A 26,026-nucleotide genomic window follows, 5' to 3' on the forward strand; every position below is an offset into this window, starting at 1 on the left:
CCATGGGAGACATGGTCGTTGTCCGCAAGGAGGGCCTGTACTGCGTACCGGGTGATTTCTATATCGATCCATGGCGCCCGGTGCCGCGCGCCGTGATCACGCACGCGCATGGCGACCATGCACGCGTTGGTCACGGCCACTACCTGGCCGCTGCGCCCGGCATTGGCGTACTCAAGTCGCGCCTGGGCGACATTACGGTCGATGCGATGGAATACGGCCAGTCGGTGACGCACAACGGCGTGAAGATTTCGCTGCATCCGGCCGGCCACGTGCTGGGCTCGGCGCAGGTACGCATGGAAGTTGGCGGTGAAGTCTGGGTCGCATCGGGCGACTACAAGGTCGAGCCCGATAAAACCTGCGCGCCGTTCGAGCCAGTGCGCTGCGACACCTTCATTACCGAATCCACCTTCGGGCTGCCGATCTATCGCTGGCAACCCGAAGCCGAGCTGATGACGGAGATCAACGCCTGGTGGCGCAAGAATGCCGACGAGGGGCGTTGCAGCGTGGTATTCGCGTACTCGTTCGGCAAGGCGCAGCGCATCCTGGCGGGCCTGGACGCGAGCATCGGCACGATCGTCTGCCACGGTTCGGTGGAGCCGCTCAACCGGGCGTACCGCGCCGAAGGTGTCGACATTCCACCGACCGTGCTGGTGACCGAGGTCGAAAAGGCACTGTTGCGGCGCGCGATGGTGATCGCGCCGCCGTCCGCCAGTGGCTCGACCTGGATGAAGCGCTTCGGCGACTACAGCGATGCCTTCGCCAGCGGCTGGATGTTGTTGCGCGGTGCGCGCCGCCGGCGCGGCGTCGATCGCGGCTTCGTGCTGTCGGACCACGCCGACTGGCCTGGCTTGATGAGCGCCATCAAGGCGACGGAAGCCGAGCGCGTGATTGTCACGCACGGCTCGATTCCCACGCTCGTGCGCTGGCTGAACCAGAACGGGCTGGAGGCCTCTGGCTTCGAGACAGAATACGGCGATGAAGAGGCAGGCGAGGCCGCATCCGATGGCGCGCCAAAGGAACCGGTTGCTCCCGAAAAGACAGCAGGAGCGGCCGATGCGTGAATTCGCCCGCCTGTACGCCGACCTCGACGAGACCACGTCGACCACCCGCAAGCTCGAAGCGCTGCAGGCATATTTTTCCAACGCCGCGCCCGAGAACGCCGCGTGGGCTGTGTACTTCCTGGCCGGCGGCAAGCCGCGCCAGGCGGTCCCGACCAAACTGCTGCGCCAGTACGCCATCGAGTACGCTGTGCTGGACGAGTGGCTGTTCGACGAGTCGTATGCAGCCGTTGGCGACTTCGCCGAAACCATCGCGCACATCCTGCCGCCGCCGACCGAACGCTCGGACGTTGGCCTCGCCGAGTGGATGGAAGAGCGGATCGGCCCGTTGCGCGGCGCCGATCCGGGCCGCATCCGCGAGGCGCTGTTCGGCTACTGGAACGAACTTGATTGGCGCGAGCGCTTCCTGCTCGTCAAGCTGATTGGCGGCGGTTTCCGCGTGGGCGTCTCGCGCCTGCTCGTCACGCGCGCGCTCGCCGCCATTGCGGCAGTGGACAGTAAACTCATTGCCCAGCGCCTGATGGGCTGGACTGACGGCCGCGTGAAACCGACGGCGGCCGGCTTCCTGCAACTGATCGCCGAGCAATCGGCCGAAGAACACAAGCTGCGTGGCGGGCAGCCGTACCCATTCTTCCTGTCGCACCAGCTGGCGGCCGAACCGGCGACGCTGGGCGAGCCAGCCGACTGGATCGTCGAATGGAAGTACGACGGTATCCGCGCGCAACTCGTGCGGCGCGACGGCCAGAGTTTTTTGTGGTCGCGCGGCGAAGACCTGATCACCGAGCGGTTCCCTGAACTGGCGGCAGCGCGCCTGCCGGACGGCATGGTGCTCGATGGCGAAGTGCTGATCTGGCAACCCGATGCGGCAATGCCATCGCCGTTCGCCGACCTGCAAAAACGCATCGGTCGCAAGACCCTGTCCGCCAAGCTGCTGGCCGAACTGCCGGCGGTGCTGTGCTGCTACGACCTGCTTGAACTCGACGGTGTTGACCTGCGCGGCTTGCCGCAGCACGAGCGGCGCGCGCTGCTGGAAGTCGAAGTGGCCAAGCTCGATCAGCGCCAGTTGCGCCTGTCGCCAGTGGTCGAAGCCGACAGCTGGGAAGCGCTGGCCGAACTGCGCGCCGGCTCGCGTGCGCGCAGCGTCGAGGGCATGATGCTCAAGGCGCGCACGGCGCAATATGGCGTCGGACGCACGAAGGATGTCGGCACCTGGTGGAAGTGGAAAATCGATCCGTACGCCATCGATGCGGTGCTGCTGTATGCGCAGCCGGGCAGCGGGCGGCGCGCGTCGCTGTACACCGACTATACGTTCGCCGTGTGGGACGGGGAGGGTAACGAACGCAAGCTGGTGCCGTTTGCGAAAGCGTATTCGGGCCTGACCGATGCCGAGATCGGGCAGGTCGACAACGTCATCCGGCGCACGACCATTGAAAAATTCGGGCCGGTGCGGTCGGTGAAGCCGACAATGGTGTTCGAGATCGGCTTCGAGGGCATTGCGCTTTCGCCACGCCACAAGGCCGGCATTGCCGTGCGCTTTCCCCGTATCCTGCGCCGGCGCACCGACAAACCGGTCGAGGAAGCCGACACGCTCGACACGCTGAAGGGTTTGCTGGAGGCGGCCACCGCATGAGTCGCAATGAAGTCAAGGATCGGGTCGACGCGTGGTTCGCCGGACGTGGCTGGACGGTGTTCCCGTTCCAGCGCAATGTCTGGAAAGCGGCGCTCAAGGGCGAATCGGGCCTGCTGCATGCGAACACCGGCGCCGGCAAGACGTTCGCCGTCTGGTTCGCGGCGCTGCAGCGCGCGGGCCTTGCATCCGGGCGCAACAAGGCGGGCCTGCGTGTCCTGTGGATCACGCCAATGCGAGCCTTGGCGGCAGATACCCAGCGCGCGCTCGAAGACTCTGCCGCCGAGCTGATGCCCGAGTGGCGCATCGGCGCGCGCACGGGCGACACGAAAGCCAGTGAGCGCGCGCGCCAGACGCGCAGTATGCCGGCCACGCTGGTGACGACGCCCGAGAGCCTGACGCTCATGATCAGCAACGCGGCGGCGCTCGAGCAGTTCCGCAACCTCGACATGATCATCGTCGACGAGTGGCACGAACTGATGGGCAGCAAGCGCGGCGTGCAGGTGCAACTGGCGCTGGCGCGGCTGCGGCGCTGGCGGCCCGAGCTCCTGGTCTGGGGCGTGTCGGCGACGATGGGCAACCTCGACCTGGCGCGCCAGGTCTTGCTCGGCGCGGATGCCGGCGTCCTGGTCGAGGGCGACACGCGCAAGAAGATCGTCGTCGATTCGCTGATTCCCGAAAACGTGTCGCGCTTCCCCTGGGGCGGGCACCTGGGCCTGCAGATGCTGCAGCCCGTGATCGACGAGATCGAAAAACACGAGGCGACGCTCGTGTTTACCAACACCCGTTCGCAGTCCGAGATCTGGTACCAGAACATCCTCGAGGCGCGGCCCGACTGGGCCGGCGTGATCGCGCTGCACCATGGCTCGCTCGATCGCGAGGTGCGCGAGTGGGTGGAACTTGGCCTGAAAAGCGGCATCCTCAAGGCCGTCATCTGCACGGCGAGCCTGGACCTGGGCGTGGACTTTCTGCCGGTCGAGCGCGTGCTGCAGATCGGCAGCGCCAAGGGCGTGGCGCGCCTGCTGCAGCGTGCGGGGCGCAGCGGCCATGCGCCGGGGCGCGTCTCGCGCGTGACGCTGGTGCCGACCAACAGCCTCGAATTGCTCGAAGCTGCGGGTGCGCGCAAGGCGGTGGCGGCGCGCCGTATCGAGGGCCGCTACGTGCCCAACAAGCCGTTCGACGTGCTGGTCCAGCACATCGTGACGGTGGCGCTGGGTGGCGGCTTTCGCGCCGACGAACTGTATGACGAAGTGCGCCAGGCCTGGTCGTACCGGCACCTGACGCAGGAAGAGTGGCAATGGGCGCTCGACTTTGTCGCGCGTGGCGGTCAGAGCCTGACCGTGTATCCCGAATACCGGCGCGTTCTGCCGGACGAAGAGGGCGTGTACCGCGTGCCCGATGCCGCGATCGGCCGCCGGCACCGGATGAGCATCGGCACCATCATGTCCGATGCGACGATCCAGGTGAAGTACATGTCGGGCGGGCGCATCGGCAGCGTCGAAGAATCCTTCATCTCGCGCCTCAAACCGGGCGACCGTTTCCTGTTCGGCGGGCGCATCCTCGAATTCGTGCGCGTGCACGAATTGACAGCGTTCGTGCGGCGCGCCACCGGCACGCGCGGCGCCATTGCGCGCTGGCAGGGCGCCAAGATGCCGATGTCGAACGAACTAGCGCACGCTGCGCTGGAAGAATTGCGGCTGGCCGATGCGGGTGTGTTCGATGGCCCCGAGATGCGCGCGCTGGCGCCGCTGATCGAGATCCAGCAGCGCTGGTCGGCGCTGCCCACCAGCGAAACGCTGGTGCTCGAATCGATGAAGAGCCGCGAAGGGTATCACCTGTTCGTCTACCCGTTCGCCGGGCGCTCGGTGCACATGGGCCTGGCCTCGCTGATGGCGTTTCGCGTCGGGCGCGTGCAGCCGATCACGTTCTCGATTGCGATCAACGACTATGGCTTCGAGCTGATGTCGCCCGAGCCGGTGGACTGGGCGGGTATGTTCGTCGCGTCCACCGGGGCGGGGGTGTCCCTGTTCGATACCGAGCGCCTGCTCGAAGACGTCATCGACAGCCTGAATGCGACGCAGTTGTCGCAGCAGCGCTTTCGCGAAGTCGCGCGCATCGCGGGGCTCGTGTTCCAGGGGTATCCGGGTCAGCCGAAATCGAACCGGCAGTTGCAGGCGTCGTCGTCGCTGTTCTTCGAGGTGTTCCGCAAGCACGACGCAGGTAATCTGCTGCTCACGCAGGCCGAGCGCGAAGTGATGGAGCAGGAGCTGGAACTGACGCGCCTGCGCGACACGCTGCTCGAGCTGCACGCGCGCGGCGTGGCCTACCGCGAGGTCAAGCGCGCCACGCCGTTCGGCTTCGCGCTGATGGTCGAGCGCTTCCGCGAAAAGGTCAGTACCGAGAAGCTGAGCGACCGCGTCGCGCGCATGGTGCGCGAGCTCGAGAAGGCGGCCGCATGACCCATGCGACCATCCAGGTGGCGGGCGAGACGCTGCTGCTGTTGCCCGAGAAGGCCGTCTACTGGCCGGCCCAGCACATGCTGATCGTGGCCGACATCCACTTCGGCAAGGCGGCGGCGTTTCGCTCGCTGGGCGTGCCGGTGCCGCGCGGGACCACGTCGGAAAACCTGGCCGGCCTCGACGCACTGGTCGCGCAGCACGACGCGCGCCACGTCGCGTTCCTCGGCGACTTCCTGCATGCGCGCGCAGCCCATGCCAGTTCGACCCAGCTGGCGATGCTGGCCTGGCGCGGGCGCCATCCCGACCTCGCCCTGACGCTCGTGCGCGGCAATCACGACCTGCACGCGGGTGACCCGGCCGAGGCGCTGGGCATCGAGCTGGTCGACGAGCCGCATGCGATCGGGCCGTTTGCGTTTTGCCACCATCCGGGCGTCGATGCGGCGGGCTATGGCCTGGCCGGCCACGTGCATCCGGTGTACGTGCTGGCCACGCGCTTCGATGCGCTGCGCCTGCCATGCTTTGTCGTCGGTACGCAGGGCCTGCTCCTGCCATCGTTCGGCGCGTTCACGGGCGGCCACGCGGTCAAGCCGGGGCCGGGCGACCGTATCTATGTGACCTCGGGCGACATGGTGCACGGCGTCGGCTAGCGGCTGCGTACGTCAGCGTACCGACCAGGGGCGATCGTAGGCGTAAGGTCGGCCATTGATCCGCTGATGCCAGGAGAACGCCAATGAAACTACGCCTCATGATGTGCACCATCGCCGCCGCCATGGCGCCAGCCACGGTTCTGTTGACCGCCAGCGGCAGCGCCCTGGCGCAGTCTGCGCCGCAAAGCCGCACCGCCACGCCAGCCATCAATGGTTTCAATGTCGAAGAAGTCGCGCGGCTCGACCAGGGTGTCCGCCTGCAGTTCGACCTGTACGGTACGGCCGGTGGAAACGCCACGCTGAACCTGGATGGCGCGAACCGTGCGCTGCATCTGACCGAAGTCGAACCCGGCCAGTACACAGGTCACTACGTCATCGGCACGCGTGACCGCCTGAAGGCCGACAGTCGCGTGACCGCCGAGCTGCGCATGGGGAACGAGGTCGCCACGAGCGTGCTGCGCGAATCGCTCGTGCGGGGTGATGTGGCCCAGGCTGCGGACGACACACGCCAGCTGGCTACCAAGGACTCGCGTATCGCCGCTGCCGCCCCTGGCGCAGCGCCACCGCCAGCCCCGCGCACGACCGAGCGCCCGCGTGTGGCCCGCTACTGCACCAGTTGCGGCATCATCGAGAAAGTGGAGACCGTGCAGGGCGCCTTGCCCAATCCACGGCCATTGGCCAGTGACGCCACGGCGCGCCAGTATTTCCGCGTCACGGTGCGCATGAATACGACCGACACGACGCAGGTGCTGGAGTTCGCCAACAATCCGGGCTACCGGAACGGCGACCGCGTGCGTGTCAACGACGGCGTGCTGACGCTCGACAAGCAAGAGTAATCCGGACCGTACGCACCAATGACAACGCCCGCCATCACTGGCGGGCGTTGGTCGTTGGGCGGACGGGTTTCAGGCCGTGGCCAGCACCTGATCGTCGCCTGATTGATCGAGCTCGGCCTTTTGCTTGGCGCTTGCCTTGGTGCGTGAACGCGATGGGGGCAGGCGGCGCAATGTCTTGAGCGATTCGGCATCCTTGATGCCGATGGTGCGCTGGTCGACGGTGATCATGCCGATCTCGTTGAAGGCCGACAGCGTGCGGCTGACGGTTTCCAGCGTGAGGCCCAGGTAGCTGCCGATTTCGTGGCGGGTCATGCGCAGGTTGAACAGCTTGCTCGAGTAGCCCATCGCGGCAAAGCGGTCGGCCAGCGACACGAGAAAGCGTGCCACGCGCGCCTCGGCCGACAGGGCGCCGAGCATGCCGATCATCGTTTGTTCACGCACCAGCTCACGGCTCATGACGCCGTACATCATGTTCTCGAGCTCGTTGTGCACGCGGCCCAGCGCCGTCAGTTTCTTGAAGGGCAGCAGGATCAGGTCGCAATCGGACAGGGCCACCGCCTCGGACGCGTAGTGGCGCGTGTGGATGCCGTCGACGCCGAGCATGTCGCCCTTCATCGGAAAGCTGAGCACCTGCTCGTTGCCGAATTCATCGATCAGCACGGTCTTGAGAAAGCCCGAGTTGACGATGTACAAGGTGTCGAAGGCCTGGCCGATCGTGTGGACACGCTGGCCGGTCTTGAACTGTACATGCTGGAACAACAGTTCTTCGGAGCTTACCGAAACGCTGGCTTGGATACGCAGCAGGTCGCAGACTTCCTTGAGGTTGGACCAGAGTCGGCCCTGGCGCTGGCGACCGGCCTCCATCGGGGAATGCAGGGTCGGCTGGTTGGCGTTGCGTGGTTCTGACGGTGGCTGAGACTGCATGCTCTTCTCCGGTGAGAAACTCAGGGTTTGAGGCGACCCCGGCGGCACAGCCGAAGTTGACGCACATCTGCCGTGCCATTGATTGCTAGCGGCTGACACTGTGACTTGGATCGCGAGCAAGTCAAAGCGGCGAATTCAGTATGCCAACACGAGCCCGGCACGACTATCAGCGTTGCCTGAAAATGTAGGTAGGACAGATGGTGGGGTTGTAGGACAATTCCTACTGGCAAGCGGCGTTGCCCGACTGACGGAGGGGTGAAACAGGAAGGTCAGAACTTTGTTTTTGAACAAACTAGTTCGTGGGTGCAGTTATTGCGCAACATCGGATCGGGAGGTCGGCGTGAGGTCATGAACCCGCCGTACTCAAGCTTTCATTGGCGAGAGCAGGCGGTGCGCTACGGCGTATTGCACCATTTCCGAGAGCGAACTCATGCCCATTTTCTGCATGATGCGGGTTTTGTGGGTGCTCACCGTCTTGACGGAAAGATGCAGGCCGTTGGCGATCTCGGTAATCGATTTCCCACCCACGAGATGGGAAAATACCTCAAATTCGCGGTCGGATAACTGCTTGTGAAGCAATTGCTCGCTTGGGGCCATGATATTCAGGGCCAATTGCTCTGCGACCTCGGTACTGATATAGGGGCGCCCCGAAGCCACCTTGCGGATGGCGCCCACCAACTGCGTGCCCGCGCTTTCCTTCGTCAGATACCCCTGGGCGCCAGCCCGGATCGCGCGCACGGCATATTGCTCTTCTTCGTGCATCGTGAGGATGAGAATGGCCAGTTTGGGCGCTTCGCTGCGCACCTGGCGGATCAGGTCGACACCACTGCGCCCTGGCATCGACAAGTCGAGCAGCAGCAGGTCGAAACCGCCCTGGCGCACCAGCGCCAGCACCTCGAACCCATTGGTTGCTTCGCCGACAATGTCAACTTCTTCGGCGCCCTCCAGGATACGTTTGAGACCTTCGCGCATGATCGTGTGATCGTCCGCGATAACAATTCTGACCATGTCGATTCCTCACACATTAAGAGGTTTCCTACCCCGAAAACCGTTGTTCAGTTAAACACGTTTCCCGGGGTAAGTCCTGCTATCAATACTGCGGGTTGCCCTGGATGCCTTGGTGCGAATTGCAGACGGTGTTGTCCCGTTCAGACTGCGGGCTCGGCGATCAGCCGGTGGACCAGCACCGGCTTGGCGGTATGCGACAGCACCTTGTTCGTGACACTGCCCAGCAGTAACTGATTCCAGCCGCTGCGGCCATGCGAGCCCATGAAGATCAGGTCGCAGCCTTCCTGCTCGGCGACCTCGACGATCTTGAGCGCTGCCGTATCCGAAAACGCCGTCAGGCAGCGGTGCGCAAGATTGGCCGACGCGCAGGAGCGCGTGATCTTGCCCATGTATTCCTCGCCCATCCGGCGCATCTGGGCCACGTATTCTTCTTCGCTGGGATACGAGGGCGGGATGATCTCGACGTACACCGGATACTGGTACTCAGGTGCGACGAACAGGGCCAGCACTTCGGCGCCCAGTTGCTGGGCAAACTTGACGCCGGCGCAGGCGGTGTGCTGGGAGACGGCGGACCCGTCGGTTGTAATCAAAATTTTTCGGTACATGATGATTCTCCTCAGGGCATCTCCATTCTGACAACCATATGCCGAATGGCCAGTGTTGAAAACGCAAAGTGTTGAGTTCGCTCAAACGTCAGGTGACCGTCCGGATGCGACACTTTCTCACGGAAAACAACAGCACGATCACAAAATACAACACCAAGCATATAAAAACGATCAGGAATTGCACGTTTTAATTGTCGCGGAACTAAGTTTTCACGCCCATTTTGTTGCATTGCCTTCTCTTAGATTTACCTACGGCAACCACGCTGATACACTCGCAGGCAACACTAGTCCCATCGATGGGCGCGGAAATGACGGGCCCGGTGGACGCAACACCCCCAGTATTGCAGAGCTGATTGCGAATTTATATTATGGAGAAGCAGGGATTATGACCAACGCCGCTGACGATTTCGACGCACTATTCGAGGAAGTGGCGGCGCAGCGCACCAGCGCTTCGCCAAGTCCTGCTTCCGCGGCCCCCGTGGCAGCGCCTGCCCCGGCAGCCGCTGCCAGCAACGACGAGGACGACCTCGATTCGCTGTTCGACCAGGTGTCCGCTACCGCCACATCGACTGCCCCCGCTGCACCAGCTGCACCAGCTGCCGTTGCACCGTCGAGCGCCGCTGCAATCACGACCGCGACCCCGGCCGCTGGCGAAGAAGGTGGCGAAAACAGCGGCATGTTCGAGCGCCTCGGCGGCATCGTGCGCCTGCTGCACGACTCGCTGCGCGAACTGGGCTACGACAAGGCGCTCAATGAAGCCTCGTCGCAAATCGTCGACGCACAGGACCGCCTCGAGTATGTCGCCACGCTGACCGAACAGGCTGCCAACAAGGTCCTGAACACGCTCGACGAAGGCATGCCGGCGCAGGACGTGCTGTCGAAACAGTCGAAAGACATGGAACTGCGCTGGGGCGACCTGTTCGACGGCAAGCTGAGCCTGGACGAATTCAAGGCGCTGGCCGGCGATTCGCGCCAGTTCGCCACCAGCGTGACAGCGGCCACCGAAGCCGAAAAGGCGCGCCTGCTCGAAATCATGATGGCCCAGGACTTCCAGGACATCACCGGCCAACTGATCAAGAAAGTGGTCAAGATCACGCAGGCCGTCGAGGGCGAGCTGGCCCAGCTGCTGCGCGACAATGCACCACCTGACCTCAAGGAAAAGCTGGCGCAGAAGCAGGCAACACCGGAACCACTGATGCAAGGCCCGTCAGTGCCGCAAGCGGCGCTGAACCAGGACAACGTTGACGATCTACTTGCCGATCTGGGATTCTAATGGACGATATGCTGAAGGATTTCGTCGTCGAGGCGATGGATCTGGCGGTCAATGTCGAAGAGCACCTGTTGCGCCTCGAACGCGATCCCGACAACAAGGAAACCCTGAATGCGGTGTTCCGATCGTTCCACACGATCAAGGGCGGCGCCGGTTTCATGGGCCTGCCCGCGCTGGTCGCAGCCTGCCACCTGACCGAGAACCTGTTCGACGCGCTGCGCACCGGCGCCGCGCCGGTTACGCCGATCGCGATCGAAGCAGCGCTGCAGGCATCGGGCTTCGTGGCCGACCAGTTGGGTGACCTGAACAACGGCACGCCGCCGGAAGGCCTGGCGCAGATGCCGGCCGATCTCGAACGCATCCTGATGGACGCGATCGAAGGCAAGGGCAACAGCGCGCCGGCGCCAGTCGCCGCGCCGGTTGTGCCAGCGCCCGTCGCGGTTGCGGCAGCCGTCGCGCCGGTCGTTGGCGACGATGGCCTGGACTGGGTCGGCATGTACAACACGGTGGTCCCGGCCGCCAGCGCCATCGCCGGTGCACCTGCGGTTGCTGCTGCCGCGACGATTGCAGTTACAACGACCGCGCCAGCGGTTGCCCAAGCCGCACCAGTAGCCGCCACCCCGTCTACGGCAGTCGCCACCACGACGACTCCCGCAGCCGGCGGCAAAGGCTGGGACGGCACTGAACGCCGCAATGACACCAAGCCGGTCGCCAACGCGCCGGCCAAGGACGAAAGCATCCGCATCGATGCGGTCAAGCTCGACGCGCTGCTCGAAGTGGCGGGCGAATCGGTCCAGGCCGCGAACCAGGCCGCCGTGCTGCTCGAACGCCTGCAGCAATTCAAGTTCGAAGGCCAGGCTGCGACGCTGATCGCCACGCTGGCTGAAACGCTGGAACGCGCATCGCGCTATTCGGCCGAACTGCAGCGCGCCACGCTGGCCACCCGCATGCAGCCAGTGGGCCGCCTGTTCCAGAAATTCCCGCGCCTCGTGCGCGAGCTGGCCAAAGACCTGGGCAAGGACGTCGAACTGACCATCGAAGGCGCCGAGACCGAAGTCGACCGCGTCGTCGTGGACAGCCTGTACGATCCGCTCGTGCACATGCTGCGTAATGCGCTGGACCACGGTGTCGAGTCGCCTGCCGACCGCGTCGCCAACGGCAAGCCGGCCAAGGCCTTCATCCTGCTGAAAGCCTGGCAGGAAGCCAACAGCGTCATGATCGTGCTTCAGGATGACGGCAAGGGCATGGACCCGAGCCGCCTGCGCAAGATCGCGATGGACAAGGGCCTGATCGGCGAAAACGGCGCCCAGAGCGACGAAGACGCTTACCAGCTGGTGTTCCTGCCGGGCTTCTCGACCAAGGAAGTCGCTTCCTCGGTGTCGGGCCGCGGCGTGGGCATGGACGTGGTCAAGACGGCGGTGGAGAAGAACCGCGGCGCCATCCGCATCGAATCGCAGATGGGCAAGGGCACGCGCTTTGCAATCCGCCTGCCGATCGAACTGTCGATCGTGCCGACGATGCTGGTGTCGACGTCGGGCGCGCAACTGGCGCTGCCGATGGCCGTCGTCGAGCGCGTCGTCGAACTGCCGGACGAATTCGCCTGTGTCGGCGGCGCCCCGGTGCTGAAGGACCAGGGCCGTCCACTGCCGGTGCGTTCGCTGGCGCTGGCGCTGGGCTACGAGGCCGGTTCCGAAAAGGTCGGCATCGTCATCAATGCACCACAACCGTACATCCTGGCGATGGAAGCGGTCGATGGCACGGCCGATCTGGTGATCAAGCCGATGACCGCATTGTCCGTCGAAGGCATCACCGGCACGGCGCGTTCGGCCGAGGGCGAACTGGTGCTGGTCGTGGGCCTGTCGTTCCTGATGGACGGCTGCCGCAGCAGCGTGCGCCTGGCAGCATAACGTTGCATCACGCAGTGCCACCGCCACGCGGCGGCAAAAGCGCAGAGAAAAGCCCGGGTCACTGATCCGGGCTTTTTTTATTTGCGCATCGCAAAGCCCTTGCAAACTTAATTTGCCACATGTTATGGTCCTTGGCATAAACATGCGCTGCCCCGGCATGGTGCACCACAGCACAACTATGGCATAATCGAAAACCCGGCTGCCGGGCACCCTGTCCCGGCGACCGCGCGCACTCCCTGTGCGCCCTCACACCGCATCAATGGACTGACCATGCAAAAAACGCTCTACGACAAACTCTGGGATTCCCATGTCGTGCGTGCCGACGCCGATGGCACCACCGTCCTGTATATCGACCGGCACCTGGTACACGAAGTGACCAGCCCGCAAGCCTTCGATGGCCTGCGCGACGCGGGCCGCGGACTATGGCGGACATCGAGCACGCTGGCCGTGGCCGACCATAATGTACCCACCACCGACCGTGCCCAGGGCATCGCCGACCCGACCTCGCGCCTGCAGGTCGAAACGCTCGACGCCAATACCAAGGCGTTCGGCCTCACGTACTTCAACATGAACGACCGGCGTCAGGGCATCGTGCACGTGATCGGGCCGGAGCAGGGCGCCACGTTGCCCGGCATGACAGTCGTCTGCGGCGACTCGCACACGTCGACCCACGGCGCCTTCGGCTGCCTGGCCCATGGCATCGGCACCTCGGAAGTCGAGCACGTGCTGGCCACGCAAACGCTGCTGGCCAAGAAGTCCAAGGCCATGCTGGTCAAGGTCGAGGGCGATCTGCGCCCGGGCGTGACCGCCAAGGACATCGTGCTGGCCGTGATCGGCCGCATTGGTACGGCCGGCGGTACCGGCTACGCCATTGAGTTCGGTGGCGCCACGATCCGCGCGCTGTCGATGGAAGGCCGCATGACGGTCTGTAATATGGCGATCGAAGCAGGCGCGCGTGCCGGCATGGTGGCGGTCGACGACACCACGATCGCCTACGTCAAGGACCGGCCGCTCTCGCCCACGGCCGATCAGTGGGAGCAGGCCGTGGCCTACTGGCGCACGCTGCACAGCGACGACGGCGCCGTGTTCGACACCGTCGTCGAACTCGATGCGCACGACATCCAGCCGCAGGTCACCTGGGGCACCTCGCCCGAGATGGTGATTGCGATCGACGGTCGTGTGCCGGATCCGCTCGACGAACACGATCCGGTGCGCCGCGGCGCCATCGAAAAAGCACTGGTCTACATGGACCTGGCGGCGGGCACGCCGATCGACGAAGTAGCGATCGACAAGGTGTTCATCGGTTCATGCACCAACTCGCGCATCGAAGACCTGCGCGCCGCCGCCGATGTCGTGCGCGGCCGCCAGCGCGCGCCCAACGTCAAGCTGGCGATGGTCGTGCCGGGGTCGGGCCTGGTCAAGGAACAGGCCGAGCGCGAAGGCCTCGACCAGATCTTTTTGGCCGCCGGCTTTGAATGGCGCGAGCCGGGCTGCTCTATGTGCCTGGCGATGAACGCCGACCGCCTGGAACCGGGCGAGCGCTGCGCGTCGACGTCGAACCGCAACTTCGAAGGCCGCCAGGGCCAGGGTGGCCGCACGCACCTGGTGTCGCCGGCCATGGCCGCCGCCGCAGGTATTGCGGGGCACTTTGTCGACGTACGCGCGCTCTGATGCGTTAAGGCTTATTGCGGTCAATTCCACGATCATTTTCTCGTTCAGGACATCATGAAAAAAGCTCTCGCACTTTCCCTCGTCGCCATCCTGCTGGCCGGCTGCAACACCGTCTCGGGCATCGGCCGCGATGTCTCGAAGGTCGGCCAGGTCGTGACCGGCGCCGGCGGCAAATAAGGGCAACAAGATGGATAAGTTCACCGTACACGAAGGCCTGGTGGCGCCGCTCGACCGCGCCAACGTCGATACCGACGCCATCATCCCGAAGCAGTTCCTCAAGTCGATCCGGCGTACCGGCTTCGGCCCGAACCTGTTCGACGAATGGCGTTACCTTGACCACGGCGAACCGGGGCAGGACAACAGTGCGCGGCCGCTCAATCCCGACTTCGTGCTGAACCAGCCGCAGTTTGCGGGCGCCTCGATTCTGCTGACGCGCAAGAACTTCGGCTGCGGCTCGTCGCGCGAGCACGCGCCGTGGGCGCTGCAGCAATTCGGCTTTCGCGCCGTCGTCGCGCCGAGTTTTGCCGACATCTTCTTCAACAACTGCTTCAAGATCGGCCTCTTGCCGATCGCCTTGACCGAAGACGAAGTCGAGGCGCTGTTCCAGGCAGTCGAGCGCCAGCCGGGCTTCCAGCTGACGATCGACCTCGAACAGCAGCGCATCGGTACGCGTGACGGCAGCCTGTCGTTCGGCTTTGCCATCGACGACTTCCGCAAGTACTGCCTGCTCAATGGCCTGGACGACATCGGCCTGACGCTGCGCCATGCGGACGAGATCCGCACCTTCGAACAACGCCATATCGCGGCCCAGCCGTGGCTGGCCAACGCGATCTGATCGCGGGCCAGGACAAGAAACCAAGACAAGAAAGACGAGCATGAAGATTGCGATCCTGCCGGGTGACGGCATCGGCCCGGAGATCACCGCCCAGGCGGTCAAGGTACTCAACGCGCTCGGCGAGCGCTTCGAGATGGACACTGCAGAAGTGGGCGGTGCCGGCTACGCCGCGCACGGCCACCCGCTGCCGGACAGCACGCTCAAGCTGGCCAAGGATGCCGACGCGGTGCTGTTCGGCGCCGTGGGCGACTACAAATACGATGGGCTCGAGCGCGCGCTGCGCCCCGAGCAGGCGATTCTCGGCCTGCGCCGCGAACTGGGCCTGTTCGCCAACCTGCGCCCGGCGATCCTGTATCCGGAACTGGCCGGCGCCTCGACCCTCAAGCCCGAAGTGGTGTCGGGCCTGGATATCCTGATCATCCGCGAACTGACGGGCGACATCTACTTTGGCAAGCCGCGCGGCGTACGCGAATGCCCGGACGGCCCGTTCAAAGGCCAGCGCGAAGGCTTCGACACGATGCGCTACGCCGAAGGCGAAATCCGCCGCATCGCCCACGTGGCGTTCCAGGCCGCGCTGAAACGCGACAAGCGCGTGACCAGCGTCGACAAGGCCAACGTGCTCGAAACAGGTCAGTTCTGGCGCGATATCGTCACTGACGTGCACAAGGAATACGCCGGCGTCGAACTCGATCACATGTACGTCGATAACGCCGCCATGCAATTGGTGCGGGCACCGAAAAAATTCGATGTACTCGTGACCGGCAATATGTTCGGCGATATCCTGTCGGACGCCGCCGCGATGCTGACCGGTTCGATCGGCATGCTGCCATCGGCCTCGCTCGATGCGAACAACAAGGGCCTGTACGAGCCGTCGCACGGTTCGGCGCCGGACATCGCGGGGCAGGGCGTGTCCAATCCGCTGGCGACGATCCTGTCGGCCGCGATGATGCTGCGCTTTACCTTTGGCCTCACGGAGCAGGCCGACCGCATCGACAACGCCGTCAAGCGCGTGCTGGCGCAGGGGCTGCGCACGCCGGATATTCACGAAGCAGGGTCCACCCGCGTGGGCACCGAAGAGATGGGCAACGCGGTCGTCGCGGCGCTCGGATAACACTGTAATCACACTGAAAGAAGACGATGAAATTAGTTGGTCTGGTAGGTTGGCGCGGCATGGTTGGCTCGGTCCTGATGCAGCGTATGCAGGAAGAGGGCGATTTCGACCACATCGAGCCGGTGTTCTTCACGACGTCGAATCCGGGCGGCGCCGCGCCGGCGATGGCGAAGAATGAAACCACCCTGAAGAGCGCGAGCGACATCGCCGAGCTCTCCAAATGCGAGATCATCATCTCCTGCCAGGGCGGCGACTACACGAGCGAAGTGTTCCCGCAATTGCGCGCAGCTGGCTGGAACGGCTACTGGATCGACGCCGCATCCACGCTGCGCATGAACGACGACGCGGTCATCGTGCTCGACCCGGTCAACCGCGCCGTGATCGATGCCGCGCTGTCGCGCGGCGTGAAGAACTACATCGGCGGCAACTGCACCGTGTCGTGCATGCTCATTGGCCTGGGCGGCCTGTTCGAAGCCGGCCTGGTCGAGTGGATGACGTCCATGACCTACCAGGCGGCATCGGGCGGCGGCGCGCAGCACATGCGCGAACTGCTCACCCAGTTCGGCACGATCAACAGCGCGATCAAGCCACTGCTGGACAACCCGGCATCGGCGATCCTGGAAATCGACCGCACCGTGCTGGCCACCCAGCATGGTTTATCGGCTGACGAAACGAAGCAGTTTGGCGTGCCGCTGGCCGGCAACCTGATCCCGTGGATCGACAAGGACCTGGGCAACGGCCAGTCGAAAGAAGAGTGGAAGGCCGGCGCCGAGACCAACAAGATCCTGGGTCGCGGTGCAGGCTTCGACGCCAAGCCCATTCCGGTCGATGGCCTGTGCGTGCGCATCGGCGCGATGCGCTGCCACTCGCAGGCACTGACGATCAAGCTGACGAAGGACGTGCCGCTGGACGAAATCAGCGACATCATCGCCTCGCACAACGCGTGGACGAAGGTCGTGCCGAACAACCGCGAAGCATCGATGCGCGACTTGTCGCCAGCCGCCGTCACGGGCGGGCTGACCATTCCCGTGGGCCGTCTGCGCAAGATGTCCATGGGTGACGATTACCTGTCGGCGTTCACGGTTGGCGACCAGCTGCTGTGGGGCGCGGCCGAGCCGCTGCGCCGCATGCTGCGCATCGTGCTGGAGCGTTAAACGCTTCGCACACCGGGCTGGCTGCCTCGCAGCCGGCCCGTTATTTCCAGTTCGTCATTGCCGGTTGCATTCCTTGCAACTACCATGTCTGGTGGTTATCGAACCCCGTAAAGGCATGTCTCGCAGGCCACAAAACACCCCGTTCCTCCTGCTGTAAACGTGCGCATCGCTTGCGTGCCCTAGAGCATGATGTTATGTTGAGACTCCGGGAAACCGTCTTTCCCTCGGCCAACTTACTCGCTGCTCACTATGCATTTTTCGGAACAATCTCAGCTCATGGCACCTGCGTTGAAAACCCTCACTGCGGCGATTGCCAGTGCAGTGTTCGTCACTTCCGCCGCCAGCGCGGCCGGGCTTGGAAAATTGACCGTGTTGTCGGCACTTGGCCAGCCACTGCGCGCCGAGATTGAACTGACGACCAGCGCCGGTGAAGACCCGGCCAGCATGGCTGTCAAGCTGGCCACGCCCGAAGCCTTCCGCAGTGCGAACATCGACTTCAATCCGGCGCTGCTGTCACTGCGTTTCGCCGTCGAGCAGCGCGGTGGCCGCCAGATCATCCGGGTCAATTCCAGCCAGCCGCTGAACGAACCGTTCGTCGACATGCTGCTCGAGCTGACCTGGAATAACGGTCGCCTGGTGCGCGAGTACACGTTCCTGCTCGATCCGGCCGAACTGCGCACGACGCAGCCTGCGCAAGTGGCCAGCACGCCGGCGCCACGCGCGGCGTCGCAGCCGGCCGTTGCGGCATCGGCCGCCGCTGCTGCGCCGGCCGCCGACGCGGCCGAGCGGGCCCGCATCGCCGCCGCACGCGAAGGCGCCCAGCGCCAGGCGGCGCAGCGCGACGCCGCAGCTGCCGAAAGCACCTACCGCGTGCGTCGCGGCGATACGCTCAGTGGCATCGCGACCCGTGTGAAGCCGGCCGAGATCTCGCTCGACCTGATGCTCGTGGCGCTGTACCGCGCCAATCCCGAGGCCTTCATCGGCAATAACATGAACCGCCTGAAGTCGGGCCAGATCCTGAGCGTGCCCGATAGCGACGCGCTGCGTGGCGGCGCGAGCCAGAGCGAAGCGCGCGGCGTGGTCGTGGCGCATGCGGCAGACTTCGATGCCTACCGCAACAAGCTCGCCGGCCAGGTCGCTGCCAGCACCCCGGCCAGCGCGCCGCAGGGCGGCCAGAGCGCGACCGGACGCGTGACTGCGCGCGTCGAAGAACAACCGACCGCCGCCAACGAAGCGCAGGACAAGCTGCGCCTGTCGAAGGCCACGGCAGGCGCCGCCGGCACGCCGCAGGCCGGCACCGCCAGCGTCGAAGACACGCTGGCCAAGCAGCGCGAACTCGAACAGGCCGAGGCTCGCGTCAAGGAACTTGAAAAGAACGTCGGCGAACTGGAAAACCTGATGACGGTGCCGAGCCGCGCAGGCGCGGAAGCCGAGCAGGCCGCCGTAGCAGCGCCCGTCGTGGCGACGCCGGCCAAGCCGGTCACGCATCCACGCCTGAAAAAGCCGGTGCCGGCGCCGGAAGCAGAAAAAGGCCTGGTCGACACGCTGCTGGACAATATGCTGTACATCGCTGCAGCGCTCTTGGTACTGCTCCTGATCCTGTTCGGCATTGCGCAGCGCCGCAAGCGCAATGCCCTGCCGGTGAAACCGGTGCCGACCGAACCGTCGGTGCTGGGCGCACCAGGCGCCAGCGCCCAGTCGCTGTTCGCCGAAAGCGGCGGCCAGAGCGTCGACACCAACAACAGCGTCTTCAATTCGAGCTTCGCGCCATCGGCCAGCCAGCTCGACACGAATGAAGTCGATCCGGTCGCCGAAGCCGACGTGTACATCGCCTACGGCCGCGATGCGCAGGCCGAGGAAATCCTGAAGGAAGCGCTGCGCACGCATCCGGACCGTCATCCAGTGCGGTTGAAACTGCTCGAGATCTACGCCACGCGCAAGGATGCCCGCGCGTTCGAACTGCAGGCGCGCGAGCTGCATGCACTGACGAACGGGCAGGGCGACGACTGGGCACACGCCGCAGCGCTGGGCCTGGGGATCGACCCGCAAAATCCGCTGTACGCGAACGCGGCGCCAGCCCCGGCGCACACGCCGTCGGCGCAGGAACGCAGCCAGCAGGCCATCCTGTCGCAGCAGTACCAGGATGCGCTGCGTGCTGACGAGCCGGCAGCGGGCACCGACAGCAATGCGGGCGCCATCGCCGGCGCGGCCGCTGCCGGCGCCGTCGCTGCGGCGTCTGCGATTTCGCTGTCGAAGGACGATGCGGACCGCACCGCGGCGCCGCAAGCCGAGCCGGTGGCTGCGCCACGCACTGACGACAACACGCTCGACTTCGACCTTGGCGGATTGACGTTCGAGCCGGTGACCGATGCCGAACGCGCGGCGCCTGCGCCAACCTCGGCGCCTGCAAGCCGGCCCGACCCGGACGCCACGGCCGTACCCGACCTCGACTTCGACATGCTGCCGCCGGCAGCGGCGGCAGGCAAGCCTGAGTCCACGCTGTCGACCGACGTCAACGATCTCGAATTCGACATGGACTTCGATGCGCCGCCTGCCGGGCAACCGGCTCAGGCAACTGCGGCCACTCCGGCCGATGCACGCGACGACTTCTCGCTCGACCTGACGCCACAGCCGCAAGTGCAGGCCACCCCGGTCGACATGGCCGGTCTGGCCAAGGACTTCGACGGTTTGCCGTCGCTGCCGGCCAGCCCGTCGCAACCGGCGGCCGCCACTGCGACGCCGAGCGATCCGCTGTTCGACCTCGACTCGATGGACTTTGGCGCACCGGTCACACCGGCGACGCCAGCCCCCGTGAACGATCCGCTGCCTGCCGTGCGCGCTTCCTCGAACGCGAATGCGTCAGAAGACCCGCTGTTCGACCTGGACGCGATGGACTTCGGCGTGCCGGCCGAGCCGCGCGCGTCTGGCGGCGCCGAACCGAAAGACTTCGCGGCGCGCCAGGACGATCCGTTCGACATGTTCGACCTGCCGGATACTCCGGCGCCAGTACCGGCGCCCGAAGAGCTGTCGTTGCCGCCGCTGCCCGATGCGCCGACGCCGCAGCGCACCTCGCTCGACGCGCTCGACTTCGATCTGGATCTGCCGGCATCGGCGACGGCCAATGCGCCGACGCCAGCGGCGTTCGATGCTGACCCGGTCGATGACATGGCTGCAGCGCCGGCGCCGCTCTCGCCCGAGCACATGGAAATGGAAACCAAGCTCGATCTGGCCGTGGCCTACCAGGAAATCGGCGACAAGGAAGGCGCACGCGAACTGCTCGATGAAGTCATCAAGGGCGGCAGCACCGAGCAGGTTGGCCGTGCCAGCGCGATGCGAGAGCTGCTGGCGTGACGCGGATTGTTCTGGGTGTCCAGTACATCGGCACCGGTTGGAACGGCTACCAAAAACAGCCGGAGCGCAATACGGTCCAGGACCGTCTTGAAATGGCGCTCGAGAAGTTCGCCTGCACGCCGCTGGCCACCACCTGTGCCGGCCGCACCGATACCGGTGTGCACGCGATCGAGCAGGTGGTCCATTTCGACACGGATCTGGTGCGCCCGACGCAGGCCTGGGTGCGCGGCGTGAACACCTTCCTGCCCGATTCGATTGTCGTGCGCTGGGCCAAGGAGGTGCCGCTGGGCGAGGACGGGCTGGAATTCCATGCCCGCTTCTCGGCCCGCTCGCGCACCTACCACTACGTGCTGTACAACCATCCGACGCCATCGGCGCTGCTGTCGAACCGTGCCGGCTGGATGTTCCGGCCGCTTGATGTCGAGCGCATGATCGACGCCGCGCGCCACCTGATCGGCACGCACGACTTCTCGGCGTTTCGCGCGTCGAGCTGCCAGGCCAAGACCCCGGTCAAGGACATGCACGAAGTGCGCATTGAGCGCCACGGCGACATCATCGTCTTCACGCTGCGTGCCAGCGCCTTCCTGCATCACATGGTGCGCAATATCGTCGGCTCGCTCGTGTATGTCGGGCTGGGACGGCAAGAGCCGGACTGGATGCATGAGGTGCTCGAGAGCCGCTCGCGCGACGTGGCCGCGCCGACCTTCATGCCCGACGGCCTGTATTTCGCGAAGATCGAGTACGATCCGATCTGGAAGCTGCCGCAGGAAGCGGTCGCGCCGCTGCCCTGGTTGTAAGGATTTCCATGCACCGTACCCGTATCAAAATCTGCGGTATCACCCGCGAAGAAGACCTGAGCGCCGCTGTCGCCGTGGGCGCCGATGCTTTGGGCTTCGTGTTCTATCCGAAGAGCCCACGCTACGTGACGCCAGCGCGCGCGGGCGCCTTGTGCGCCGGCCTGTCGCCGTTTGTCAGCGGCGTCGCGCTGTTCGTCAATCCGACGCTCGCCGAGGTGCAGGAAGTCGCGGCGGCGATGCCGCTCGCCCTGATCCAGTTCCATGGCGATGAGACGGTCGAGCAGTGCGCCGCCATTGCGGCGGCCGTCCAGCGCCCGTTCATGCGCGCGTTTCGGGTCAAGCCTGACACGATCCCTGGCACGCTGCTAGAATGTGAGCTTGCATACCGCACCGCCAGTCCGTGGTTTTCAAGCCTTCTGCTTGACACTTACGTGGACGCTTATGGCGGCGCAGGAAAGGTCTTCGATTGGTCTCTCATCCCAAAAGAGCTCGCGCCTCGGGTCGTTTTGAGTGGTGGCTTGAACGTACACAACACCACTGACGGTGTCGTACGCGTTCGGCCTTTTGCCGTCGACATCAGCAGTGGTGTCGAAGCCGCAAAAGGTATCAAGGACGCCCGCAAGATGGCCGCGTTTGTCGCGGCAGTGCGGGCAGCCGATGCCACTATTCATAGCGAGACATACCATGCAGAACACCCCCTTCAAGGCAGCGCCTAACGCCGCGCCGCTGTTCAAGACCCCCGATTACGCCCTGCCGAACGCGCAAGGGCACTTTGGCCCTTACGGCGGCTCGTTCGTCGCCGAGACGCTGACCCACGCGCTGGCCGAGCTGAGCGAAGCCTACGCAAAATACGCGCAAGATCCTGAATTTCTCGAAGAGTACCGCTACGAGCTGGCCCACTTCGTCGGCCGCCCGTCGCCCGTGTACCACGCGCGGCGCTGGTCCGAAATGGCCGGCGGCGCGCAGGTCTACCTCAAGCGTGAAGACCTGAATCACACCGGCGCGCACAAGATCAACAACGTGATCGGCCAGGCACTGCTGGCGCGGCGCATGGGCAAGCCGCGCATCATCGCCGAAACCGGCGCCGGCCAGCACGGCGTGGCCACGGCCACCATCTGCGCGCGCTTCGGCCTGGAATGCGTGATCTACATGGGCAGCGAAGACGTCAAGCGCCAGGCCCAGAACGTGTACCGCATGAAGCTTCTGGGCGCGACCGTGGTGCCGGTGGAATCGGGCTCCAAAACGCTCAAGGATGCGCTCAACGAAGCGATGCGCGACTGGGTCACGAACATCGAAAACACGTTCTACATCATCGGCACCGTGGCCGGCCCGCACCCGTATCCGATGATGGTGCGCGACTTCCAGGCGGTGATCGGCGAAGAGTGCCGCGTGCAGATGCCGGCGATGACGGGGCGCCAGCCTGACTACGTCGTTGCCTGCATCGGTGGTGGCTCGAACGCGATGGGCATCTTCTATCCGTACATCGGCGAGCCGGGCGTCAAGCTGGTGGGCGTCGAGGCGGCGGGGGAGGGACTGGATTCGGGCAAGCACTCGGCCTCGCTGACCTCCGGCCTGCCAGGTGTGTTGCACGGTAACCGCACCTATCTGCTGCAGGACGAGAACGGGCAGATCATCGAGACGCATTCGGTGTCGGCGGGCCTGGATTATCCGGGCGTCGGGCCCGAGCACGCGTGGCTGAAGGACACGCTGCGCGCCGAGTACGTGTCGATCACGGACGATGAAGCGCTGCAGGCCTTCCACGATTGCTGCCGCATCGAAGGCATCATCCCGGCACTGGAATCGTCGCATGCGATCGCGTATGCGGTGAAGCTGGCGGCGACGCTGCCGAAGGACCAGATCATCCTGGTCAATCTGTCGGGCCGCGGCGACAAGGACATGCATACGGTGGCGCAGCGGATGGGGCTTGATTTCGGCTGATGCCGGCGTCAACCATGCCATCCTGCCCCGGTCAGCCGGGGCATTCGCCTTTTCCGATTACCAGAGGAACCCAGCATGTCCCGCATCGAACAGACTTTTACCGCACTTAAAGCGGACAACAAGACCGCGCTCGTCACCTTCATCACCGCGGGCGACCCGGGCCCCGAACTGACCGTCCCGCTGATGCACGCACTGGTGGAGGGCGGCGCCAACGTCCTCGAACTGGGCGTGCCATTTTCGGACCCGATGGCCGAAGGCCCGGTCATCCAGCGTGCCTGCGAGCGCGCGCTGAAATTCAACGTCGGCCTGAAGGACGTATTCGGCTTCGTGCGCGAATTTCGCAAGAACGACCCCGACACGCCGGTCGTCCTGATGGGGTACGCCAACCCGATCGAGCGCATCGGCCAGACCGAATTCATCCGCTGCGCCAAAGAGGCGGGCGCTGACGGCGCGATCGTCGTCGACTACCCGCCCGAAGAATGCGCCGCATTTGCAACCGCCATGCGCGACAACGGCTTGGACCTGATTTTCCTGCTTGCGCCGACGTCGACCACGGAGCGCGTCAAGCAAGTGGCCCAGTACGGTGGCGGCTTCAGCTACTACGTCTCGCTGAAAGGCGTAACGGGCGCCGGCACCATCGACACCGCCGACGTCGCCCGCCGCGTGGCTGCGATCCGTGAACACGTCAAGCTGCCGATCGGCGTGGGCTTCGGCATCCGCGACGGCGCCACGGCGAGAGCCGTCGCCGAAGTGGCCGACGCCGTCGTGATCGGCAGCCGCATCATCCAGGAAATCGAAAACAGCCCGCCAGACCAGGCCGTCGACGCCGTCCGCACCTTCACCGCCACCATCCGAACCGCCCTCGACGCCCGCTAACCCGCCACCGTCATATCAATGAGGGTCAGAGTCGAATTATTGAGCAATTTCTTCGGAAAATGTTGTCATTTAATTCGACTCTGACCCTCATTGTGATTGCCTCTAGGCTCTTGCAATCCAATTAGGGTCAGAGTCGAATTGTTTGACAACTTTTTGGCGATTGCCTGGCAAATCTTTTTAATATCCGGTTGCGATGGTTATGGCCAATGGGTTTATTACATGCGTACTGCCATATCTCTCCTGCTGATTGCGCCAGCTTAAAGCTTTTTCATTTTTCCTCAGTAAATTGATCTCTCCGTAGCGCAACCTGAGGGAGTGTCCAATGAAAAAGCGTGTCAAGCACATTGCAGTTGCCCAGTTTGGAAAGATGTTGGCGGCAGTTTATTTCATCGCCATGCTCCCAGTGCTGGCGATCGTTCTCCTCGCCATGTTGACGGGCGCGGAGATGCCGCCTATCGGGGCCGGCGTGGTCATTCTGGTTGCCATTGCGTATATCGTCAGCATCTATTTGGCAGGAATGCTGAGTGCATGGATCTATAACATCGTGGCTGCACGCTTGGGAGGCGTTGAATACACCGTCAACGACATCGCTTCGCCAGCGAAATAATCGCCAACATTGCCGCGTAAATAAATTAGGGTCAGAGTCGAATTGTTTGACAACTTTGGGGAATTGCCCAATAAGTCGACTCTGACCCTAATTGTTGGGAAATTGATTATTTAGCTCATCAACGTGACTCTGTCCCTCATTTTGCTTTGGAGATCAAACTCGGCGTTCATTCAGCCGAGGATCGGTGCTATTTATTGGGAAATTATCGAAAGTTGTCAAACAATTCGACTCTGACCCTCATTGTTTGGTGGTGGTGGCCGTGGGCGCGGGGCGGTGGCGACGTGTGATGTTTTGTTGGCAATATTGGTGGCTTGCTACGATTCGACAAGCTGCCTCCGAGCGGCTACACTACGCCCCACTGTAAGATTTGCCGCAAAGGAGAGAATATGAGTTGGTTGGAAAAACTGCTGCCCCCTCGGATCCAGCGCTCCGATGCCGCTAACCGCAAGACCATGCCCGAGGGCCTCTGGGTCAAGTGTCCGTCGTGCGAGTCGGTGCTGTACCGGGCGGATATCGAGTCCAACCTGCACGTGTGCCCGAAGTGCTCCCATCACATGCGCATCCGTGCCCGCGCGCGTCTGGATGCGCTGCTCGACGAAGGCGGCCGCTACGACATTGGCCAGGAGACGTTGCCAGTCGACACCCTGAAGTTCAAGGACAGCAAGAAGTATCCGGACCGCCTCAAGGCGGCGATGGAAGCCACCGGCGAGACCGATGCGCTGATCGTCCAGGGCGGCTCGATCATGAGCTTGCCGGTGGTCGTGGCCTGCTTCGAATTCGAATTCATGGGTGGCTCGATGGGCTCGGTGGTCGGTGAGCGGTTTGTCCGCGGCGCGCAGGTTGCGCTCGAGCAGAAGGTGCCGTTCATTTGCATTACCGCCACTGGTGGCGCGCGCATGCAAGAGGGTTTGCTGTCGCTGATGCAGATGGCCAAGACCACCGCGATGCTGACCAAGCTGTCCGAGAAGAAGCTGCCGTTCATCAGCGTGCTGACCGACCCAACGATGGGCGGTGTCTCGGCCTCGTTCGCCTTCATGGGCGACGTGGTCATCGCTGAGCCGAAGGCCCTGATCGGCTTTGCCGGCCCGCGTGTCATCGAGAACACGGTGCGTGAGAAATTGCCGGAAGGCTTCCAGCGCGCCGAGTTCCTGGTCCAGAAGGGCGCCGTTGACATGATCGTCGATCGTCGCAAGATGCGCGAAGAAATTGCGCGTCTGCTGGCCCTGCTGCAAAACCAGGCGACCGAAGTGCTGGCCTGATCGATCCAAAGGCCGCCGCGAGGGCAACCCGCGAACATGATCGCCAGGGGCGACCGGCGCGGGCATGCCAGACGGCGGCCCCCGCG

The 26,026-nt window shown here is 64.3% G+C and carries 21 protein-coding genes; 18 read left to right on the forward strand and 3 right to left on the reverse strand.

Annotation, left to right across the window (positions count from 1 at the left end):
- Positions 1-2: 2 nt before the first annotated feature.
- The 5 genes from IFU00_05040 (at position 3) to IFU00_05060 (ending at position 6,627) form a co-directional block, all read left to right on the forward strand.
- On the forward strand, positions 3-1,061 hold the full coding sequence (locus IFU00_05040; GenBank protein ID MBD8541651.1) for a ligase-associated DNA damage response exonuclease: 1,059 nt from the start codon (positions 3-5) through the stop codon (positions 1,059-1,061).
- Positions 1,054-2,688, forward strand: a complete 1,635-nt coding sequence (locus IFU00_05045) for an ATP-dependent DNA ligase (protein MBD8541652.1) — start codon at positions 1,054-1,056, stop codon at positions 2,686-2,688. Before IFU00_05040 ends, IFU00_05045 begins: the two co-directional genes overlap by 8 nt.
- Positions 2,685-5,144 carry a ligase-associated DNA damage response DEXH box helicase gene (locus IFU00_05050; GenBank protein MBD8541653.1) on the forward strand — a complete coding sequence of 820 codons (2,460 nt, stop codon included), beginning with the start codon at positions 2,685-2,687 and terminating at the stop codon, positions 5,142-5,144. Before IFU00_05045 ends, IFU00_05050 begins: the two co-directional genes overlap by 4 nt.
- Positions 5,141-5,791 (forward strand): ligase-associated DNA damage response endonuclease PdeM, encoded by a 651-nt coding sequence (gene pdeM, locus IFU00_05055; protein MBD8541654.1) that lies wholly within the window; start codon positions 5,141-5,143, stop codon positions 5,789-5,791. The genes IFU00_05050 and pdeM overlap by 4 nt, the downstream gene beginning before the upstream one ends.
- Positions 5,792-5,874: 83 nt before the next feature.
- Positions 5,875-6,627 (forward strand): hypothetical protein, encoded by a 753-nt coding sequence (locus tag IFU00_05060; GenBank protein ID MBD8541655.1) that lies wholly within the window; start codon positions 5,875-5,877, stop codon positions 6,625-6,627.
- A 69-nt stretch (positions 6,628-6,696) separates the two neighbouring features.
- Here the strand turns inward: IFU00_05060 and IFU00_05065 are convergent, their stop codons facing one another.
- From IFU00_05065 to IFU00_05075, 3 genes are all read right to left on the reverse strand, one after another.
- A complete protein-coding gene (locus tag IFU00_05065) occupies positions 6,697-7,491 on the reverse strand; it encodes a helix-turn-helix domain-containing protein (protein ID MBD8541656.1) in 795 nt (264 codons plus the stop codon).
- Between the two features lie 423 nt (positions 7,492-7,914).
- Positions 7,915-8,559, reverse strand: a complete 645-nt coding sequence (locus tag IFU00_05070) for a response regulator transcription factor (GenBank protein MBD8541657.1) — start codon at positions 8,557-8,559, stop codon at positions 7,915-7,917.
- Positions 8,560-8,699: 140 nt separating this feature from the next.
- On the reverse strand, positions 8,700-9,164 hold the full coding sequence (locus IFU00_05075) for a universal stress protein (GenBank protein MBD8541658.1): 465 nt from the start codon (positions 9,162-9,164) through the stop codon (positions 8,700-8,702).
- Positions 9,165-9,549: 385 nt separating this feature from the next.
- Here IFU00_05075 and IFU00_05080 point away from each other — a divergent pair, with 385 nt between their 5' ends.
- The 13 genes from IFU00_05080 (at position 9,550) to IFU00_05140 (ending at position 25,940) form a co-directional block, all read left to right on the forward strand.
- Positions 9,550-10,437 (forward strand): protein phosphatase CheZ, encoded by an 888-nt coding sequence (locus IFU00_05080; protein MBD8541659.1) that lies wholly within the window; start codon positions 9,550-9,552, stop codon positions 10,435-10,437.
- Positions 10,437-12,341 (forward strand): chemotaxis protein CheA, encoded by a 1,905-nt coding sequence (locus IFU00_05085; protein ID MBD8541660.1) that lies wholly within the window; start codon positions 10,437-10,439, stop codon positions 12,339-12,341. Before IFU00_05080 ends, IFU00_05085 begins: the two co-directional genes overlap by 1 nt.
- 270 nt (positions 12,342-12,611) lie before the next feature.
- The gene (gene leuC, locus IFU00_05090; protein ID MBD8541661.1) at positions 12,612-14,012 is read left to right on the forward strand and encodes a 3-isopropylmalate dehydratase large subunit; all 1,401 of its coding nucleotides are present in this window, start codon (positions 12,612-12,614) and stop codon (positions 14,010-14,012) included.
- A 187-nt stretch (positions 14,013-14,199) separates the two neighbouring features.
- Complete coding sequence (gene leuD / locus IFU00_05095; GenBank protein MBD8541662.1) at positions 14,200-14,847, forward strand: 3-isopropylmalate dehydratase small subunit; 648 nt, start codon at positions 14,200-14,202, stop codon at positions 14,845-14,847.
- A gap of 40 nt (positions 14,848-14,887) precedes the next feature.
- The gene (gene leuB, locus IFU00_05100) at positions 14,888-15,958 is read left to right on the forward strand and encodes a 3-isopropylmalate dehydrogenase (protein ID MBD8541663.1); all 1,071 of its coding nucleotides are present in this window, start codon (positions 14,888-14,890) and stop codon (positions 15,956-15,958) included.
- 26 nt (positions 15,959-15,984) lie between these two features.
- On the forward strand, positions 15,985-17,112 hold the full coding sequence (gene asd, locus IFU00_05105) for an aspartate-semialdehyde dehydrogenase (protein MBD8541664.1): 1,128 nt from the start codon (positions 15,985-15,987) through the stop codon (positions 17,110-17,112).
- Positions 17,113-17,361: 249 nt separating this feature from the next.
- Positions 17,362-20,463, forward strand: coding sequence for a LysM peptidoglycan-binding domain-containing protein (locus IFU00_05110; protein MBD8541665.1), 3,102 nt, complete (start codon positions 17,362-17,364; stop codon positions 20,461-20,463).
- Positions 20,460-21,260, forward strand: coding sequence for a tRNA pseudouridine(38-40) synthase TruA (gene truA / locus IFU00_05115; protein MBD8541666.1), 801 nt, complete (start codon positions 20,460-20,462; stop codon positions 21,258-21,260). Before IFU00_05110 ends, truA begins: the two co-directional genes overlap by 4 nt.
- 8 nt (positions 21,261-21,268) lie before the next feature.
- On the forward strand, positions 21,269-21,976 hold the full coding sequence (locus IFU00_05120; GenBank protein MBD8541667.1) for a phosphoribosylanthranilate isomerase: 708 nt from the start codon (positions 21,269-21,271) through the stop codon (positions 21,974-21,976).
- Positions 21,945-23,198 (forward strand): tryptophan synthase subunit beta, encoded by a 1,254-nt coding sequence (trpB, locus tag IFU00_05125; protein ID MBD8541668.1) that lies wholly within the window; start codon positions 21,945-21,947, stop codon positions 23,196-23,198. Before IFU00_05120 ends, trpB begins: the two co-directional genes overlap by 32 nt.
- Positions 23,199-23,273: 75 nt before the next feature.
- On the forward strand, positions 23,274-24,074 hold the full coding sequence (locus IFU00_05130; GenBank protein ID MBD8541669.1) for a tryptophan synthase subunit alpha: 801 nt from the start codon (positions 23,274-23,276) through the stop codon (positions 24,072-24,074).
- 322 nt (positions 24,075-24,396) lie between these two features.
- Positions 24,397-24,681: a hypothetical protein gene (locus IFU00_05135; protein MBD8541670.1), complete on the forward strand. Its 285-nt coding sequence runs from the start codon at positions 24,397-24,399 to the stop codon at positions 24,679-24,681.
- Positions 24,682-25,067: 386 nt separating this feature from the next.
- Entirely contained in the window at positions 25,068-25,940 is an 873-nt protein-coding gene (locus tag IFU00_05140) for an acetyl-CoA carboxylase carboxyltransferase subunit beta (GenBank protein ID MBD8541671.1), read from the forward strand.
- Positions 25,941-26,026: the final 86 nt, after the last annotated feature.

This window comes from Oxalobacteraceae sp. CFBP 8761 (genome assembly GCA_014841595.1).
Lineage (GTDB): Bacteria > Pseudomonadota > Gammaproteobacteria > Burkholderiales > Burkholderiaceae_D > Telluria.